Here is a 17,021-nt window from a genome sequence, read left to right as displayed (position 1 = left end):
TTAGACACCATCTTAACGATTTCTGCTTCCAGCGGGGCAGCGATCGTCCTGAAATTCTCCCCCTGGGCTTGGGAATCGTCCTTCCCATTTTTTGTATGGCCTAGAATCTTGGTTAATCAATGGGTTAAGGCAGGCGATCGCGCCATTCTTCCACCATTAGACTCCGCAACGCATAATAATCCGGGTGATCATCCGTGGCATCAAAGTGGTGCTGTTTTTCGTTGGATTGGTTAATTAAGTTATGCATCACGGCGTTGGCTTGGGTCACGGCTTGCTCACAAGTGGGCTGGGGTTCGAGGGCTAAGATCGCGGGTTCTGCTTGCACCAAGGCTTCGATTAAAATATCGCGATGTCGATGCTCATGGCGCGTGACGGCGTTTAAAAAGATATCCCAGCGTTGTTGCAAGCGGCGATCGGCTTGGTCATAGTCCACCCATTTCGGGAAGGTATAGACCACATCCGCGATCGTTTCCACCGTGGCGATCGCACAAAAATCCGCCCCCACCCGCACAAATTCGTATTTCCAACTGGGTTTCAGGGCTGCCGTTGCGATCGCTGTTTTGCCGCTGTAGTGATCCATGCGTGGACTCCGCAGCGGAATTTCCTGTAGCAGATCCGCCGCCGTCTGCCCGTAAATTTCGTAATAGGTATTCTCCTCGTTGACCTGGGGCGCGTTGGCATTGCGTCCCTGTTGGCTTTGGCGGATGATTTCGCTGCGCACCGCCGGAGAAAACGCCAACGTATACCGCTGGGCCGATTGACTCAGTTGCCAATCCGATTGCGTCGGCAGCTCCACTGTCATCGGCGTGGGTGAAGACGCAACATCCGCAGACCATCCTGAAACCTGCCTTTCCATGGGCAACCACCGCCCCACCCCTCCCACCACCCCTCCCACCACCACACCCAAAACCGCCACCCAACCCAGCCACCGCCATCCCTGATGCGGACGTGAGGCTTGAGCTGCTGACGCTGCCGCGAGACGGTCTAGGGTCTGTTGCGCCCAATTTTGCAGCTTCGGATCGGGGTCGGTGAGCAGGGCTTGGCTGTGGGCGATCGCGTCTTCCCGCTGGCCGTTCTGTTCATAGGCTTCGATCAGCAAGCACTTTAGTTTCGTCGCCGTGGAGGAGGGGGGAAAATGCGTCTTGGCCAAACGGGTGATCACCGTGGTGTAATCCCCTTGATCCATGGCCTGCTGCAAGGTGGTGAGCAGGGCCTGTTCCGGCTTGGGGCGGTGCAGGCTTTGGCGTTGTTGAGCCGCCCACTGTTGCACCTTCGGATAGGGGCTGGCTTGCAGTCGGGTGCAGCAGTCTAGGGCCGGTTGAATCTTGCCCGTGGCGCGATAGGCTTGGCACAGACCGATTTGGGCTTTGTAGTAGTCCACGGCCTGGGGGTCGGGGTGACGATCGCAATAGTGGGTCAAGAGCGCGATCGCCCTTGGATAATCCTTTTGTTTTAGGGCGTTCAGACCAGGGGTGAGGGTCATAGCAAGTCAGCAAGACAGAAGAAGGGGCGCGATCGCGCCCCGATGCCTAGGGATGCGGCGCGATCAATAACGATTCCTCACTTAATTTTAACGGGGTTGTTTTTAATTAATGTGAACTGTATATCATTTATATTCTTGATTAGCTATATAATTAATAAACTGAAACATCAGCGTACTTCTCATGATTATTCAACGCATTTTCCTGCGCTTTAGCCTCATCCTCCTCCTCAGCCTAGGATTCACCGCCCCCGCTTGGGCAACCCCTGCCCCCGCCGAACTCGGCCAGGTCGTCCAGGAAATTGAACAGTTAGACCAAATGCGATCGCAACTCGCCTCCACCCTCGAAGACCGCACCGAACCCCCCACCGTCGAAACCTTCAAAGAAGTCTGCAAACCCGTCGGGATGCGAGCCAAGCAACTCAACGAAACCCACCCCTGGCAGGTCAAGCAAATCGCCAGCCGCTACCGTAACCCCGCCCACGCCCCCGACACCGACACCGCCCGCGCCGCCCTGACCACCTTCGAGACCCACCCCGACTTGATCAGCTTCGTCCAAACCGAAACCATCAACGGCGAACCCGGAACCCGCTACTATCGCCGCATCAACGTTGAAGCCACCTGTCTCGCCTGCCACGGCGCGAAAGCCAGCCGCCCGGATTTCGTCAAGAACAACTATCCCCAAGACCTCGCCTACGATTTCCAAGCCGGTGATCTGCGCGGCATGTATGCAGTCTTCGTCCCCGAAGCCCAGGCAGCATTGGCTAAGATGTCCAATTAATCCCCCAACTCAACTAAAATCCTGACCTTTGGGGCGCGATCGCCCCAGTTCTACATTTTTTCTCTGAATCATGGTTAACCTCACGTCTCACCTCAATGCTTTATTTCGCCTGCTGCGTCGTGGGTCAGCGATCGCGCTCCTCCTCTGTTGCATCAGCTTCGGGTTCAGCGCCCCCGCCCAGGCGGATCTGTATACCCACATCGATGCCCCCGGTCGGATGCTCTATCGCTCCAAAGCCAGCATCCGCGACCTCAATCGGCAAACCTGGCAAGCGATCGCCTTCACCCACACCTACGGCGACCACCGCGATCCCGTTCTCCTGAGGATCGTTGGCTTTCCTGACCTTACTCCCCTCGACCACGAGCAACCCCTCATCCTCGAAACCTCCCTCGGCAAACGCTTCCAACTCCCCAACGTCTCCACCAAAATTAAGCGCGATCCGAGCGAAATTCCCGACAACGTCGCCCAATACGACATCACCAGCATCATCCCCGACCTCGACCCCGCCATCCCCTGTCTCCTCTCCGTCCCCACCCAATCCCAAAGCCTCTTCATCCTCAAAATTCCCCCCCGCCTCATCCAAGAATGGCAAAGCATCCTCGAACAATCCGAAGCCGCCCTCAGTTAACGCGCAAGCTCTTTGATCCAGAATTATTAGCAGATGAATTGTAGCTCTACCGCTAGGCGTTAAACCTTGTTTCAAAGCAAACATGACGCTGCTGTTTATAGTCATAGTCTGGATCGTAGTCGATGGTGTTGAAAAGTTCGATGATTTGAAGTTGGCGGCGGCGTTGAATGTATTCTTGGAGGGCGGTTTTAAGCACATCTTCGGGGGTTTGGTTGTTGCTGAGGGCGAGGGCTTCAGCGAGGATTGTTTCGTCAATGTTAGGGGTGTTTTGCATGGGGGCGTGATTTAAGTTAAGCGGTTTGGGGGTGGGGTAAGGATGTTCCTTCGGTTTGGGCAGTTTCGATCAGGAGCTGAATAACTTCGTGGGCGTTTTTGAGGGCGGTTTCGTAGGTTTCGCCGTGGGTGACGGGTTGCAGGACGGTATCGGCAAAGTCAGGCAGAAAAACAACAAAGCACTGATCATCTGTTGACCATTGAATTGTAAGGGTGTAGTTCATTCACCAAATCCTTGAAAATAATCTGGATTATTGGAGAGGTCTTCGGGACTTTCTAAGCAACCAACTAAATCACCGGCTAGTTCACGGGCAGATGGGGTTTGGGTGGGTGGGAGATTTTCTATAGCGTTTTCGCGACTCATGAGAATCTTACTTCCCCCTTTTTAAGGGGGATTGAGGGGGATCTCTGTACCGCATGGCTCTAGAAATTGCTATATCATTTCAGTTCTATTTTGAGGTTATTGATAATGGAGGCGACAAGACACGATAATGAGGGTATCTTCTGCGATTTTGTAAACTAGACGATGTTCACTATTAATCGGTAGTGCGTCAAAATGATGTGGGTTTGGTAAAGTAGAGGAATCGTTACCACTGCACTAAAACTATGGAATGTCGGCTCTGCGGTCATCCCAAAACCCACAAACACGGCAAAATGCCCAATGGTCATCAACGCTACTTCTGCCCTCACTGCCAGCAAACCTTTGCCGAGAGTTTTGACACCCTCTACTACTATCGCCATGTTACTCCGGAGCAGATTGAGCAAGTACTTCAAGCCCACAGTGAAGGCACTAGCTTGCGAGGAGTCAGCCGCATCAGCGGATTAGCCTATAACACCGTGGTCAGTATTATTCGTGCCGCCAGTGCTAAAGCTTTGCTGGTTCATAACGACCAAGTGCAGGGCGTGGAAACGGAGGACGTGAGTGCTGATGAGATGTGGTCATTCGTGAAAAAAAAACAAACAATGCTTGCCCGAAGAAGTTGAAGTAGGCGATTGCTGGATTGCGATGAGTTTGGCAGATTCGAGCGGGTTAATCTTGACAGCACGAGTGGGGAAACACACCGATGAACTGATTGAAGAACTGGTGGTGAGCACGGAGGGAAAGACCCATTGCCAGCAATGGAATAGTGACAACTGGGGAGGATATGAGCGGGTACTGCCGCTGGAAATTGAGCACTACATTGGCAAAGACCAAACGCAACGGTTGGAGCGTACCAATGGAATTATCAGGCAGCAGACGGGTAGGGTGGCATCGACGACAGAACAAGTTTGGCAAACTGTGGCAGCAGACAAAGGTGACGGTGCGTTTAGTGGTGAGTTATTTCAACTGGATCTGGCAGCACAGTCGCTACAAGAGCACGGCGGCACAACGAGCAGGATTGACTGACCATCGCTGGAGTTGGCAGGATATCCTCTCCTTCCCCACAATAATCTAATGCACTACCTATTAATCCGTCTTGACGTAAGGATTCAGGTAGCAGGGATGAGGGAAGGCATGGAGACTTGCTCAGGAGAAGCCGTCGCCATCAAAGCTTGTTTCAAGAAACTCAACACCGAACGCCCTTGAGTCCGACAAGTCTGAATCACACTCAGTAACCTTGCCGTCTGGGCAAAACCTGCCATCGAACGCGAGCCACCACAAACCTTACGCTTGGTTACAGCCAACCGCAACGAGCGTTCCGCACGATTATTATCCGGGGGAATTTCTGGATGGGACAGGAAATACCACCACTGATTTGCCTTATCGCGTAGAGAGCGCAATAACAAGCCCGCCTCATGCCCAGCCAGGGGGAGCCAATGCTCCACAGCCGCCTTCACCTCATAGATAAAGCCCGCCGCCCATTGATGATAGGCAGCCCCATCCTCGGTTTCACGCCACTGACGATGCTGCTCAAAGGCTGTGTCAATCAAATCCAGGAATGCCTTCGCCAACTCTGGATTTTTTCCATGCCTGAGCTTGCAGACTTTCTTGAAGTGCCGCCTTAGATGAGCCAAGCACTTCTGCTGGGCTTTCACCTCATAACCGTTGTACACACTGAAGTCATCAGAGACGAGTACACCATCAAAGCTTCGACCTAATAGGGTCTCTAATTCCGCCCTTGAACGAGTATCAGCGGCGTGGAAGAGGCAAAAACCCACCCCGCACACTACCCACATCCACTCTTTCACTCCCTTGACTAGCCATGGTGTTTCATCCACTTGGGCGTAGTCTTGGTGTTTCACCCAGTTTCCCAGTTCCTCTACTGTCGGCTTAACGCTTTGGGATGCCCTTTCATTGGTCGCTTGTAATGTCCCTACTCCCACGGTGATATTCCCCAGTTCCTCTAGGAATTCCTGCTGCTTTTCATAGCTCATGTGAGCGTAGTTCCCCAACCACACCAACAGGGATTGCAGTCCGGCTCCTAAGCTTTGACCTCCCAGCACTGGCGGCGGTAACTCTCCCCATGTTTCCTGTCCGCATCGGCTACAACAGCAGCACTGCTGCTCATACTCCACTACTTCTATGGCGGGTTGGATTAACTCGGCTACTTCATGGCGGCGCGTTTTTCGGGGGACTAGGCTCAACTCTTGGCTCCCACAGTACCCACACACTTGCGCTCGCACCATTTCGTAGCGGTCTATTCTGCCAAACCCTTTGCGAGTTTTTCCCTGATGACCGGGTTGCCCACCGGGTTTACGCTTTCCTTGGCTTGGTGGCTCTTTTTCTGGGGGTTGGTGTTCTGAGCGTTTGTGGATGTCGCTTGATGGGGGTTTCGATGAACTCTCGCTATCGCTGTTGGCGTTGTTCTTGAGCCGCTCTATTTCCCAGACTAGTTGCTGAATAATCTCTTGTTGCCGCAACACCAGTTCCACCAGCACCTCTGATGATGCTTGTCTCAGTTGCTCTCGTTCGACGGCTGGGGGAATCTCGATGGGCTTCATTGTGCTAACCTAGCTGTTTTTTCTGATTTGTCAACCCCCCCCCCACCTGAATCCTTACGCATAACTTTAATCAAAGCGGACAACCTGAGGCGCAAAATCAACCCTTGAGGGGCTTAATTCCTTCAAAGATTGTGTAGCGATCGCTGCCATTCTGTCAGCCACAGTCGTAATTTATGGGTGGCGCGGCAATCGTCTTCGTTATAGCGAATAATGGTTGCTAAAGCGTCTTGATCCCCTGCTTCTAGCCATTTTTCATATAGGCAAACCGTTTGATCCCCGCTGAGTCCTTCATCCCGCCAGGTGAATCCAAGCCACTTGGCAACGGATTTGAGGGAATAACTTTCGACGGGGAGCACGGCTAATTTCAGCAGCCAATCATGCACGTCAATGAAACGGGGTAAAAGGGTTTTGAGGGGATGCTGTGACATCCGATAACGTTTTGTTAACCGTTTAATCGTTTCTACTTCGTAGGCAGAAAAATGCACGATGGGGGCAGTGGGATACCGATGGAGGAGGGCGAGAAATTGCTGCCAAATTAGGGGTTCATTTTCGGGTTTTTCCGCAAAAAAGCCGTGAAATGTTTCGGTTTGTTTAACATGGTTGACACAGAGCACGCCGAAGAGAAAATCCACGTTGCGATCGGGTTCGGCTTCGAGGTCGAAATAGAGTTCAATCGGGGCGAGGGGGGGGAAGGTTTGCGATCGCACCATCGCTTCTGGGGTAGGTAGGGCGCGATCGTCCACCAACGCTAACGCCTGCTGTTGCATTTGAGCGGCGATCGGCCGATCCACCTCAGGCTGCAAACATTGGGGATCAAGTTGGGCCAATTGCGCCAACTCTGTAATGCCCACGGCCTGCAATGCACTGTAGCGCGAGGGGGTGACCCCAGGCACTAACGAAAGATGTTGAGACGCTGCCGCCTCCTGATGGCAATGGTCATACCACGGGCACAAACTGCACCGCTGCCGCGAAATAAACACCTCCGGAATCTCCTCCGCCCCCAGCATGGTCAGGCAATCCAAGATCACCTCCCACACTTTCCCTTCCCACTGGGCCAAATCCACCCAATAGGTTCCACCATCACGCAAGATTAATTGCGCCAGAGTAGGGGGCATGATTTGCACATGGGCCAGCAAAATGGCCTGAAAGGCAGCGACAATTTTGTATTCAGACTTAGGACGTTTCCCTAACTTGATATTGACCGGGCGATAGCACCAGTCCCCAAAGCGAGAAGAGCCTGTCTGCTTCACCAAGAGAGTCGGCCGTCCCACTGCTGTAATCGCTTGCGGTGTCGTTGTTAAGCTATCTAAGGTGCTCAGGGGAGCATCCCAATACAAAATACCTCGGTGAATCTGTTCAACCCCTTGGGCCATAAGGAGTTCCGTCTGCTCCGCACCCGCTTGCCAATCCCCCGGTGCGTAGTCCGGTGTGACCACGGTTTGTCCAGTGAGGTGGTCTTGTACGAGGCGCTGATGTTCGCGGCGCAGTTTGAGGACAAATTCTTTATCGGCGGTGCGCTGACTGCGATCGCCATAAACCGTCAGGTAAGCCCGACGAGTACAGCGGGTGTAGTTCAACAACAAATCATCCGTCAGCACGATCATAAGGGGGTGCGATTGATTCCGGAACGCATAGGATTTTTATTGAGTTTTGCAACGTCACAGGGATTTACGTCACTCTGTAGTATTCGTTCAGACTCGATGCTTTCTATGATAGAAGGTAGGCGCATCGCATCAGGGTTACTGCATATTTACAAATTGGGTTGTCACACGAGGAAAAAGCTATGCAGGTGTTAGTGATTGGAGACGATGCTGCCATGCGATCGCTCATCGAATTAATGCGATCCAATCGGCATCACATCACCGTTCAATCCCACGGTTGTCCGCCGCCAGCCCCTCCATTTTATCCCCTCATTCTCCTCCAGGCAGACGAGTTGAGCGATCAAGCCGCCAACCTCTGCCGCAAAATTCGTCAAACCCACCCCTACACCACCCTGATCGCCGTCCTCGATCACATCAACGCCCAACACCTCCAAACTCTCCTCAACTGCGGTGTCAACGACTATCTCCTCCGCACTGCCCCCCCCACAGAACAAAAGCTGCGCCTCAAAGTCATCGAACACAATCTCCAACGCCGCCCCCTCACCACAACCGCCAATCCCCTCGCCAAACTGGGAAATCGCCCCGGCCCCTCAAACTCCAACGTTAACCTCAAAAGCACCGCCCTCAGTCAATTTCCCTATCTAGCCAGTCATCACCTCCGCCAAACCTTAATCCAGATTCGCAAACAGCTTAATACTCTCCTCGCTGAACCCCGTCACGTTCCCCTCGAACCAAGCACCACCGCTTATCTCAATCAAATTATTGATCGAGCCAACATGATGCAACAAATGCTCAGTGATGTGCTCATTGATACCCAAAGCCATCTCCAAAACCCCCTCCTGCAACCCCCGATCACCCATCAAGACTACGTGATCCTAGACCACACCTTCACCATCCAGGAATATTCCAACGGTGTACAGCGCTATGCCGAAGACGACACCACCATTCAAGAAGGTATTGATATTCGGGATAGTTTTCCAGAAGTTGCAGGCTTAGAACTCATCCTCGCGGAGATCTTGAACTATCGCCATGAAGGGTATGAAATTTCAGGCATTGCTCGTTTTTCAGAGACCGAGTTTCCCCTTTATTTTGACCTTTATATCAGTGTCTATCCCCACAAGCGCACCATCGGCTATCCTGCCAAGCTAATTATTTTATTAAATAACGCTACGGAGCGGATGCTCTTTCAACAACGCCTGATTCAAAGTGCGAATGAAGCTCAACTCCTCCTCAAAAAATTAGCAACCGCCAAAAACTACATCACTCAAATCATCAACTCCATGGCTGATGCCTTAGTCGTCACCACAAAATCAGGAGTGATCAAAACGATTAATGCCGCCACACAAAAACTCTTTGGCTATGAGGACTATGAGTTAATTAATCAACCCATTAGTAAGCTCGTCGATGATCAAAACTTTCTCGGTAATTTAGCCCAAGGACAGTTAAAGTTTCAAGCAGAGGTGATCTGTCGGCAACGGAATGGACAGGTGCTGTATGTCTCTTTTTCCTGCGGTGTGATTGAAACGGAAGATGATACCCAAGACTTTGTTTGTGTGGGGCGCGATGTCACCAAGCAAAAAAAGGCAGAAGCACAGATCAAGGCGTTAAATGTTTCTCTCCAGCAGCGCACCATTGAACTCGAAAATGTTAATGACGAACTTGAATCTTTTTCTCGCACTGTGTCCCATGATTTACGAACGCCTATTTCTCACATTGAATTTTTTAATCAAATGTTGCGGGAAGAATATGGTGATGTTTTAAATGAGGAAGGCCAAGACTATCTCGTTCAAATTCAGAATTCTTGTGGTCGAATGCGGCAACTAATTCATGATCTTTTGCAACTTTCCCGTTCAACTCGGATGGAATTAACCCTAGCCACGGTGGATTTAAGCACCCTGGCGCAACAAATTTCCGCAGAGCTAACAATGAATGCACCAGATCGGCAGGTGACGTTTATTCTGGAACCGAATTTAACCGTGCAGGGGAATGAATCGCTTTTACGGATTGCTTTAGAAAATTTATTTAATAATGCGTGGAAATATACCAGTAAGCGATCGCAGTCTCAAATTCAATTTGGCCAATGCCGTGACCCGGATATCTATAGCCAACGTCAAATCTCAGCGCAGGTTCCCATCTTTTTTGTCCAAGATGATGGTGCTGGCTTTGATATGTCCTATGCGGATAAGCTGTTTCATACCTTTGCGCGGCTGCATTCCCAAAGTGAATTTGAGGGTACGGGGATTGGCTTAACCATTGTGCAACGCATCCTCGAACGCCACGGCGGTAAAATTTGGGCTAAGGGGGTGGTGGGAGAAGGGGCGACGTTTTACTTTACAATCACTCCAGCCATAGAAATACTCAACGCTGAAGCGACATTGCGATCGTGAATTTTGGGCGATCGCACCCCCTCCCGTCTTATCGCACCCAAGAATACACACCATGCAAGCGGTTACATTTTCCCAACCTGGACAACCCGACGTGTTGCAACTCCACCGGGTTCCCACGCCCGAAATCACCCAACCCCATCACCTCCTGATCAAACTCCACGGGGCGGGGGTGAATCCCATTGACACCAAGCTGCGACAGCGCGGCACATTCTACCCGGAACAGATGCCCGCGATTTTAGGCTGCGATGGGGCGGGGGTTGTGGAGGCGGTGGGCAGTGCCGTGAGCCAGTTTAAGCCGGGGGATGCAGTGTATTACTGCTGCGGCGGTTTGGGGGTATCCGGAACGGGCAACTATGCCGAATATGCGGTGATTCCGGAACATTTTGCGGCCCCGAAGCCGAAGCGGTTGAGTTTTTTAGAGGCGGCGGCGGCTCCCTTGGTGTTGATCACCGCCTGGGAAGCCCTCTACGATCGCGCCCGCCTCACCGCCAATCAAACGGTGCTCATTCACGCTGGAGCCGGGGGCGTAGGCCATGTGGCGATTCAGTTGGCGAAGTTACGGGGGGCGCGGGTTTGTACGACGGTGAGCACTCTGGACAAGGCGCGGCTGGTGCGGCAGTTGGGGGCTGATGAGCCGATTCTCTATACCCAAACCGATGTCACAGCGGCGGTGCTGGCTTGGACTGAGGGAACCGGGGTCGATGTGGCCTTTGACACGGTGGGCGGTGCGACGTTTTTTGAAACGGTTCCGGCGGTGCGCACCTATGGTGATCTGGTGACCATTTTGGAGCCGGATCACCATCAGGGCAGCTTCAAGGAAGCCCGCAAACGCAACCATCGGATCAGTCTTGAATTGATGTTAACGCCGATGTTGTCCGGAGATGAGGCGGGCCAACGGTATCACGGCGAGATTTTGCGGCAATGTGGGCAATGGTTTGATCAAGGTCAATTAAGCATTCATGTGGCGCAGCATTTTCCCCTCGCGGCGGCGGCAGCGGCGCACCGGGCAATTGAAACGGGATCGACGACGGGCAAGGTGGTGTTGGCGATCGCATAGACTACCCCAGGGGTAGTTCGACGCGAAAACAACTACCCTGCTGGGGGGTGCTTTGGACGGTGATTTTGCCGCGATGTTGATGGACGATGCCCTGAACGATCGCTAGTCCTAAACCACTGCCGCCATCCTGGGGAGTGCGGGAGGGGTCAGCCCGCCAAAACCGATCGAAAATGTAGGGGAGATGCTGGGGGGCGATGCCGATGCCAGTGTCTTGGATCATGGCGATCGCATTTAGGGAGTCGTGGGTGAGGGTGACGGTGACGCGGCTGCCGGCGGGGCTGTAGGTGAGGGCGTTGGTGATCAGGTTGTTGAAGAGACGATGGAGTTGGTCGGGGTTGCCCTGCATCAGGATGTTGGGCTGGAGGTGGGCAGTGAGGGTGATCTGGGCTTGGGCGGCGCGATCGCTCCAAAACTCCACCAGATCTTCGAGAATTTCATCCACCGCCACCCGCCGCCAGGAGGGGGCTTCCGTCCACTGTTGATCCATCCGTGCCAACAGGAGCAAGTCATCGACCAAGTGGCTCATCTGGGCCGATGCGGTGGCGATCGCGTCTAACTTGCCCCAATCAGCGCGATCGACCCGTTCCCGGTGGGACTGCATCACCGCCACCGAAGCCCGAATCGCCGTTAAGGGATTGCGCAACTCATGGGACGCATCGGCAGTGAACTGCTGCAACCGGGTCAGGCTTTGCACCACAGGGCGCAGGGCTTGGCGCGTCAACCAAATCCCACTCACCGCCGCCAGCCCCGTCATCAACACCGCCCCCAACCCCAAGCCCCACCGCAAGCGATCCAGTTCCGCAGTCAAGGCGGCGGTGGATTCACTCGCCCGGATATACCCCACTAGGGGCGCACCGGGCTGCTTGGCCCCATTGCGGTAGACGGGCAAAATGACTGTGCGCAGTTGTCCCGTTTGCGTGAATGACCCGGAAATTTGGCGCGGGTGGGGGAAGGGCTGCGCTGGAAACAGGCTCCCTTCGCGCACCATGAGGCGGCGGTGTTCGTCGTACCATTCCACGCCCTGAAGATTTTGGGGACGGTTGAGTTGGGGGAGGTCAAGGATGGAGGCGGCTTCGTATTTGCCCATTAACCGGTTGAGGGAGATGGGGCGAAGGCTGCCGTCGGCATGGCGTGGGAGGGTGGCGGCGTAGGTGGCATAATCATCGTCGTCGTCTTCGTCGTCTTCATCATCATCGTCTTCGTCGTCTTGATCGGCGTGGGCGAGTTCTGCGTATTCATGTTTGACGATGTCGAGGGTGTGGGCGGCGGTTTCGGCCAGTTGGGTGAGGTGGGTGTTGAGTTGATGGTTGCGATCGCGGGCCACCACGTGATAGATCGCCGTGGAAAAAATCCCCAACAAGGTCGCCAAAATCGCCACGTAGGAGATAAAAAAGCGATCGCGCCATTGCCGCAGCGGAGCTTCAGAGATTCGGATTAAGTCGATAGCCCAAACCATAAATCGTTTCAATCAGTTGACTCGGAGCACCCGCCTGCTTTAATTTTTGGCGCACACTCCGCAAATGTACTTTAACCGTTTCTTCGCCGGGCATATCTTCAAACGCCCAGAGATGATCGAGAATCATCGCCCGACTCAACACCTGGCTGCCGTGGCGCAGGAATAGTTCCAGCAAGCCGTATTCCTTGGGGGTGAGAGTGAGGTGTTTTTGAGCGTAGCGGACTTCACAGGTGCGGGGATCGAGGTGGAGGTGTTCCCAGGTGAGGATCGGCGTGTGGGCGATCGCGCCTCGCCGTACCAAAGCCCGAATCCGCGCCAACAGTTCCGCCAAATCAAAGGGCTTCACCACATAGTCATCGGCTCCCCCATCCAAGCTCATTACCTTGTCCCGACTCGTATCCCGTGCCGTCAACATCAACACCGGAGTGCGATCGCCGCGATCGCGCAGCCGCCGACAGAGGCTCACCCCATCCAACTTCGGCAGCATCACATCCAACACCACCACATCAAACACCCCCGTCAGCAGATAGTCCCAGCCCAATTCCCCATCTTCAGCCACCTCCACCACATAACGCTGATCCTCTAGGGCCTCTCGCAGGGCTTGGTGAATCCGTGCATCATCCTCGACGATTAGAATTTTCATGCCGTGATCTTGTTTTAATCTTGTCTTACGCCTCGACCCGCTGCCGATAGAGGGCCAAATCTGCCTGTTGATACAGACTCGGCACATCCTCTCCGTCATCGGGATAGGTGGCAATGCCGACCCGGAGCGTCAGATAAATTTCCACCTTATCGAACCCCAAGAAGGGAGTTTGACGCACCGCTGCGAGGAGATAATTCATTTTCACCAAGGCTTGGGATTTAGTCAGTCCGTACAATCCCACCATAAATTCATCGCCACCCCAACGGGAGATCACATCCTCCGGCTCAAAGTTTTGTTGCAGGAGTTCGCCCAATTGATGCAGGAGGCGATCGCTAATGCGTTGACCATAGCGATTGTTAATCTGTTGGAAACCGTTAATGTTCACCAAGGCCACGGAGAGGGGATGTTGATAGCGTTGGGCGAGGCGGAAATAACGTTGCATGGCTTGGGAGGCCCAGCGACGATTCATTAAGCCGGTGAGGAAGTCGGTTTCATCACAACTGCGCAACAGTTGAATCCGCTCAAGGCGGTTGAAAACACGGGTCGAGAGTTCTGCGTCATGGACGGGTTTGGCAATGTAGTCATCGGCTCCGCTTTGATAAATTTGGCGGATCGTGTCGCGATCGCACGCACTGCTGAGAAACAGGATCGGCAACCCCTGCCAGTGGGGATCTTGGCGCACCACTTTACAGAGTTGAATTCCATCAAAATGGGGCATTTGCAGATCCAAAATCAGCAAATCGGGGTTAGTGGCCTCCAGGGTCTTCCAGAAATGGCGCGAATCATGGAGGGGGGTGGCGGTGAATCCCCATTGACTAAACAACAATTGCAAATGGTCGAGGATTAATGGATCATCATCCACCATCAGGATTTGAGATTGGGGAATCTGCTTCGGTTGGAGGATCGTCGCGATCGCATCAAACACCTCCGCCGGCGTGGCAGATTTCGACAAAAACACAGAATGGCTCGCGGTCATCACCTCCGGAGGATAGGCCGCCACTGCCGCCCGCACCGTTAAATCATCCTCCGCACTAAACACCACGATCGGCAGACGGGGATAGCGTTTTTGCAACGATTTCAGCAGTGTAAATCCCCCGTTCGGCTCCCCGGAAATGGCCAAATCCAGCAACACAATATCCGGCTCATGGCGTTGAAGCATCACCTCCGCCGCCTCGGAATCCGGAGCACTATAAAGCTGAAAGTGCCACTGCTTGGCCTGCGCTTGGAGCCGGGTTGTGAGCAGCCCGTCACTATCTACGAGGAGCACTGTGCCATGGTTGGGGGGTTTGGCGGCGGCGGTGGGGGATGGGGCCAGCGGTTCCACCTCGACACCGTAGGTATGGGAGAGCGTGCCGACGGTGGTTTGTAATTGCTTCAGGAGTTGAGCGATCGCATCGGGGGATGTCTGCTGAGTCTGTTGCCAGTCCTGCCAGTGGCGTTCAAGCTGTTGGGCCCATCCATAGGCCTGTTGCAGGCCAAACACCCCCAAGGAGCCGGCTAATTGATGGGCGAGGGCTTGGGCGGCGGCGGCCTGGGTTGGGGTTAACTGCTGTTGGGCTAGGGCGGTGCTGGCGGTTTCGAGTTGCGCGAGGCGATCGTGAATTTGGGGGGCATGGTTGCGCCAGAGCAGTTCGAGCATCGGTGAAGGTTCTCCCCCCTTCCCATGGGTGGGCAGATCCTCCAGACGATACCCAATGCCATAGACCGCGCTGATCACTTCGGGCACACTAATGATCGCGAGGCGATGGTGCAGTTGTTTGAGCTGCATGGCAATGGGGGCATCGGCGGCAAAGTCATCCAACGACCACAGATGTTTCGCGATCGCTCGATAGGACTGCACTTGACTCGGCTGCTGTAAAAACAACTCCAGCAAACGGCTTTCCGTCGGGGTCAAGGTGATCGATCGGCCGTGATAGGTGACCCTTTGCGTCTCGCGATTGAGGGTGAGTTCACCCCAGATCAATGGCTGAGAGGAGGGCATAGGCGCAGGTAGCAAAATATAGTTAGAGGAGAGAGCAAGGAGTCAGAGCAACGCACCCTAACCGATCCCGTTAATCCCTGAATCAATTACAATTTTCAGTCGGTATTAACGGCCTGTTACCTAACATCTTATTGAATCGCGGCTAAGGAGTCCCTCGTCTTTCCACGGCATTTACCAAAATTTTTATTCCTCTAAATCTTTTCCCATGCTGCACTCCCCGATCACCGACCGCCTCCGCCCCTATCAAACCTTTGGGGTGAATCTCGGTCTTGACCGCATCCAGCACCTACTCCATCGCCTGGGCGATCCACACCTCACCCTGCCGATCATTCACGTCGGCGGCACCAATGGCAAAGGCTCCGTCTGTGCCTATTTAGCAGCGGTGCTCACGGCGGCGGGCGATCGCGTCGGTCGCTACACCTCCCCTCATTTGGTGGATTGGCCGGAGCGGTTTTGGTGTCAGGGAGAACTCATTACCCTTGAGGCGCTTGATGCCATCCTAGGACGGGTGATGGCGGCCATTGATCCCGATGCCGAACCGCCGACGGTGTTTGAAATTGTGACGGCGGCGGCCTGGCTCTATTTTGCGGAGCAGCGGGTGGATGTGGCGGTGATGGAGGTGGGATTGGGGGGGCGCTTGGATGCGACGAATGTGTGCGATCGCCCCCTGGTCAGCGTCATTACCTCCCTCACCCGCGAACATTGGCAACGCCTCGGTCCCACCTTGGCCGATATCGCCCGCGAAAAGGCCGGGATTCTCAAACCTGGACGGCCAGCGGTGTTGGGACAGTTCCCCCCCGAAGCCCATCGCGTGATCGCGGCACGGGCCGAAGCCTTAGCCTGTCCGACCCAGTGGGTCAAGCCGGCCCACTGGGCTGCGCAGCCCGGTTGGGCAACGTGGCAGGGGATTGATTACCCCGTTTCCCTCGTGGGGGATGTGCAGTTACAAAATTCAGCCTTGGCGGTGGCGGCGGTGCAGGAGTTGCGATCGCAAGGCTGGAACATTCCCGATGCCGCCCTGATCCAAGGCATGGGATCAGCCCAATGGCCGGGCCGCTTACAGTGGGATCACTGGCAGGGCCGCGACATCCTCTTAGACGGAGCGCACAACACCGCCGCCGCTGAAGCCCTGCGCACCTATCTCGACGGCCTCACCCCACCCCAACCCACCACCTGGGTGATGGGAATGCTCGCCACCAAAGACCATCGCGACATCTTAACGGCCCTGCTGCGGGAGGGCGACAGTCTCCACCTTGTGCCCGTTCCCGACCACCTCACCGCCTCCCCGGACACTCTCCAAACCCTTGCTCTTGATGTTTGCCCCAACCTCGCCGCCTGCCATTGTCACGGGGATCTATTCCCCGCCCTCACTGCCGCCGGTCAATCCTCCGGTTCGCGGTTGGTGTTCTGCGGCTCCCTTTACCTCCTCGGTTACTTTTTTCGTGAGCGATCGCACCGGGCTTAAACCGCAGGCCCGATCCGTTGCCGTTGACATCCTCGCCCGGCCAATCTAAAAATCCCCATCAATCGCAGGAGCAAGAGCGCCAATCGAGATTGCACAGTGAGGGATTAGTATCGTGGTTTCGTTACATTTTTTGACCAAAATTCAATTAACCCGTAACAGGACATGAACGAACCTAAACTTTACCTTCAAAGATGGGATTAAAATGGTAATTCTTAACTCAAACACGATAGGCTCAAAGTATGCAACTGTTTAAGTTTGCATATCCATCCTGGGGTTGAATTCCATTGCAATCACTCCCTCACTAATCCATAGCAATCCTCAATCACTTCTCAGTCTTGGACTTCATC

Annotated in this window: 15 protein-coding genes and 1 pseudogene; 6 read left to right on the top strand and 10 right to left on the bottom strand. The window is 54.2% G+C overall.

The genetic code is table 11. The features are described from left to right. Window positions 1–124: 124 nt before the first annotated feature. Window positions 125–1,483 (bottom strand): DUF922 domain-containing protein, encoded by a 1,359-nt coding sequence (locus SPI6313_RS16990; RefSeq protein ID WP_072622060.1) that lies wholly within the window; start codon window positions 1,481–1,483, stop codon window positions 125–127. A 181-nt stretch (window positions 1,484–1,664) separates the two neighbouring features. Between SPI6313_RS16990 and SPI6313_RS16985 the strand changes: the two genes are divergently transcribed. Both SPI6313_RS16985 and SPI6313_RS16980 read left to right on the top strand, forming a co-directional pair. Beyond that, a complete protein-coding gene (locus SPI6313_RS16985) occupies window positions 1,665–2,261 on the top strand; it encodes a Tll0287-like domain-containing protein (protein ID WP_072622059.1) in 597 nt (198 codons plus the stop codon). 70 nt (window positions 2,262–2,331) lie between these two features. Then, on the top strand, window positions 2,332–2,889 hold the full coding sequence (locus SPI6313_RS16980) for a DUF3122 domain-containing protein (RefSeq protein WP_084669083.1): 558 nt from the start codon (window positions 2,332–2,334) through the stop codon (window positions 2,887–2,889). Window positions 2,890–2,941: 52 nt separating this feature from the next. Here the strand turns inward: SPI6313_RS16980 and SPI6313_RS16975 are convergent, their stop codons facing one another. The 4 genes from SPI6313_RS16975 to SPI6313_RS25415 form a co-directional block, all read right to left on the bottom strand. Further along, window positions 2,942–3,163 carry a type II toxin-antitoxin system VapB family antitoxin gene (locus SPI6313_RS16975; protein WP_072622058.1) on the bottom strand — a complete coding sequence of 74 codons (222 nt, stop codon included), beginning with the start codon at window positions 3,161–3,163 and terminating at the stop codon, window positions 2,942–2,944. A 16-nt stretch (window positions 3,164–3,179) separates the two neighbouring features. After that, window positions 3,180–3,386 (bottom strand): type II toxin-antitoxin system HicB family antitoxin, encoded by a 207-nt coding sequence (locus SPI6313_RS16970; RefSeq protein ID WP_072622057.1) that lies wholly within the window; start codon window positions 3,384–3,386, stop codon window positions 3,180–3,182. Next, the gene (locus tag SPI6313_RS23670; RefSeq protein ID WP_175551172.1) at window positions 3,383–3,526 is read right to left on the bottom strand and encodes a hypothetical protein; all 144 of its coding nucleotides are present in this window, start codon (window positions 3,524–3,526) and stop codon (window positions 3,383–3,385) included. Before SPI6313_RS23670 ends, SPI6313_RS16970 begins: the two co-directional genes overlap by 4 nt. Before the next feature lie 96 nt (window positions 3,527–3,622). Then, entirely contained in the window at window positions 3,623–3,703 is an 81-nt protein-coding gene (locus tag SPI6313_RS25415) for a type II toxin-antitoxin system YoeB family toxin (protein ID WP_072623198.1), read from the bottom strand. A gap of 65 nt (window positions 3,704–3,768) precedes the next feature. Between SPI6313_RS25415 and SPI6313_RS22430 the strand changes: the two are divergent. Then, window positions 3,769–4,598, top strand: a pseudogene (locus tag SPI6313_RS22430) (IS1 family transposase). Window positions 4,599–4,632: 34 nt separating this feature from the next. On the opposite strand, the gene tnpC reads toward SPI6313_RS22430, so the two are convergent. Both tnpC and SPI6313_RS16945 read right to left on the bottom strand, forming a co-directional pair. After that, complete coding sequence (gene tnpC, locus SPI6313_RS16950; protein ID WP_072619710.1) at window positions 4,633–6,084, bottom strand: IS66 family transposase; 1,452 nt, start codon at window positions 6,082–6,084, stop codon at window positions 4,633–4,635. A gap of 122 nt (window positions 6,085–6,206) precedes the next feature. Then, the gene (locus SPI6313_RS16945; protein WP_217650641.1) at window positions 6,207–7,688 is read right to left on the bottom strand and encodes a TM0106 family RecB-like putative nuclease; all 1,482 of its coding nucleotides are present in this window, start codon (window positions 7,686–7,688) and stop codon (window positions 6,207–6,209) included. A 179-nt stretch (window positions 7,689–7,867) separates the two neighbouring features. On the opposite strand from SPI6313_RS16945, the gene SPI6313_RS16940 reads away from it, so the two are divergent. Next, on the top strand, window positions 7,868–10,072 hold the full coding sequence (locus SPI6313_RS16940) for a sensor histidine kinase (RefSeq protein WP_072622056.1): 2,205 nt from the start codon (window positions 7,868–7,870) through the stop codon (window positions 10,070–10,072). Window positions 10,073–10,124: 52 nt separating this feature from the next. Then, entirely contained in the window at window positions 10,125–11,129 is a 1,005-nt protein-coding gene (locus SPI6313_RS16935) for a zinc-dependent alcohol dehydrogenase family protein (RefSeq protein WP_072622055.1), read from the top strand. A 1-nt stretch (window position 11,130) separates the two neighbouring features. Here SPI6313_RS16935 and SPI6313_RS16930 read toward each other — a convergent pair whose 3' ends face one another. Genes SPI6313_RS16930 through SPI6313_RS16920 form a run of 3 tightly spaced genes read right to left on the bottom strand, consistent with a single transcriptional unit; the run spans window position 11,131 to window position 15,209 of the window. Further along, on the bottom strand, window positions 11,131–12,585 hold the full coding sequence (locus SPI6313_RS16930) for a sensor histidine kinase (RefSeq protein WP_072622054.1): 1,455 nt from the start codon (window positions 12,583–12,585) through the stop codon (window positions 11,131–11,133). After that, a complete protein-coding gene (locus tag SPI6313_RS16925; protein WP_072622053.1) occupies window positions 12,551–13,228 on the bottom strand; it encodes a response regulator transcription factor in 678 nt (225 codons plus the stop codon). Before SPI6313_RS16925 ends, SPI6313_RS16930 begins: the two co-directional genes overlap by 35 nt. Before the next feature lie 25 nt (window positions 13,229–13,253). After that, a complete protein-coding gene (locus SPI6313_RS16920) occupies window positions 13,254–15,209 on the bottom strand; it encodes a response regulator (RefSeq protein ID WP_084669082.1) in 1,956 nt (651 codons plus the stop codon). Between the two features lie 205 nt (window positions 15,210–15,414). Here SPI6313_RS16920 and SPI6313_RS16915 point away from each other — a divergent pair, with 205 nt between their 5' ends. Further along, window positions 15,415–16,674: a bifunctional folylpolyglutamate synthase/dihydrofolate synthase gene (locus SPI6313_RS16915; RefSeq protein WP_072622051.1), complete on the top strand. Its 1,260-nt coding sequence runs from the start codon at window positions 15,415–15,417 to the stop codon at window positions 16,672–16,674. The last annotated feature ends 347 nt before the right edge of the window (window positions 16,675–17,021 follow it).

Origin of the sequence: Spirulina major PCC 6313 (assembly GCF_001890765.1) — a bacterium.
Lineage (GTDB): Bacteria > Cyanobacteriota > Cyanobacteriia > Cyanobacteriales > Spirulinaceae > Spirulina > Spirulina major.
The sequence above is the reverse complement of the archived record's forward strand: the minus strand, read 5'-3'. Positions and strand labels throughout refer to the sequence as shown.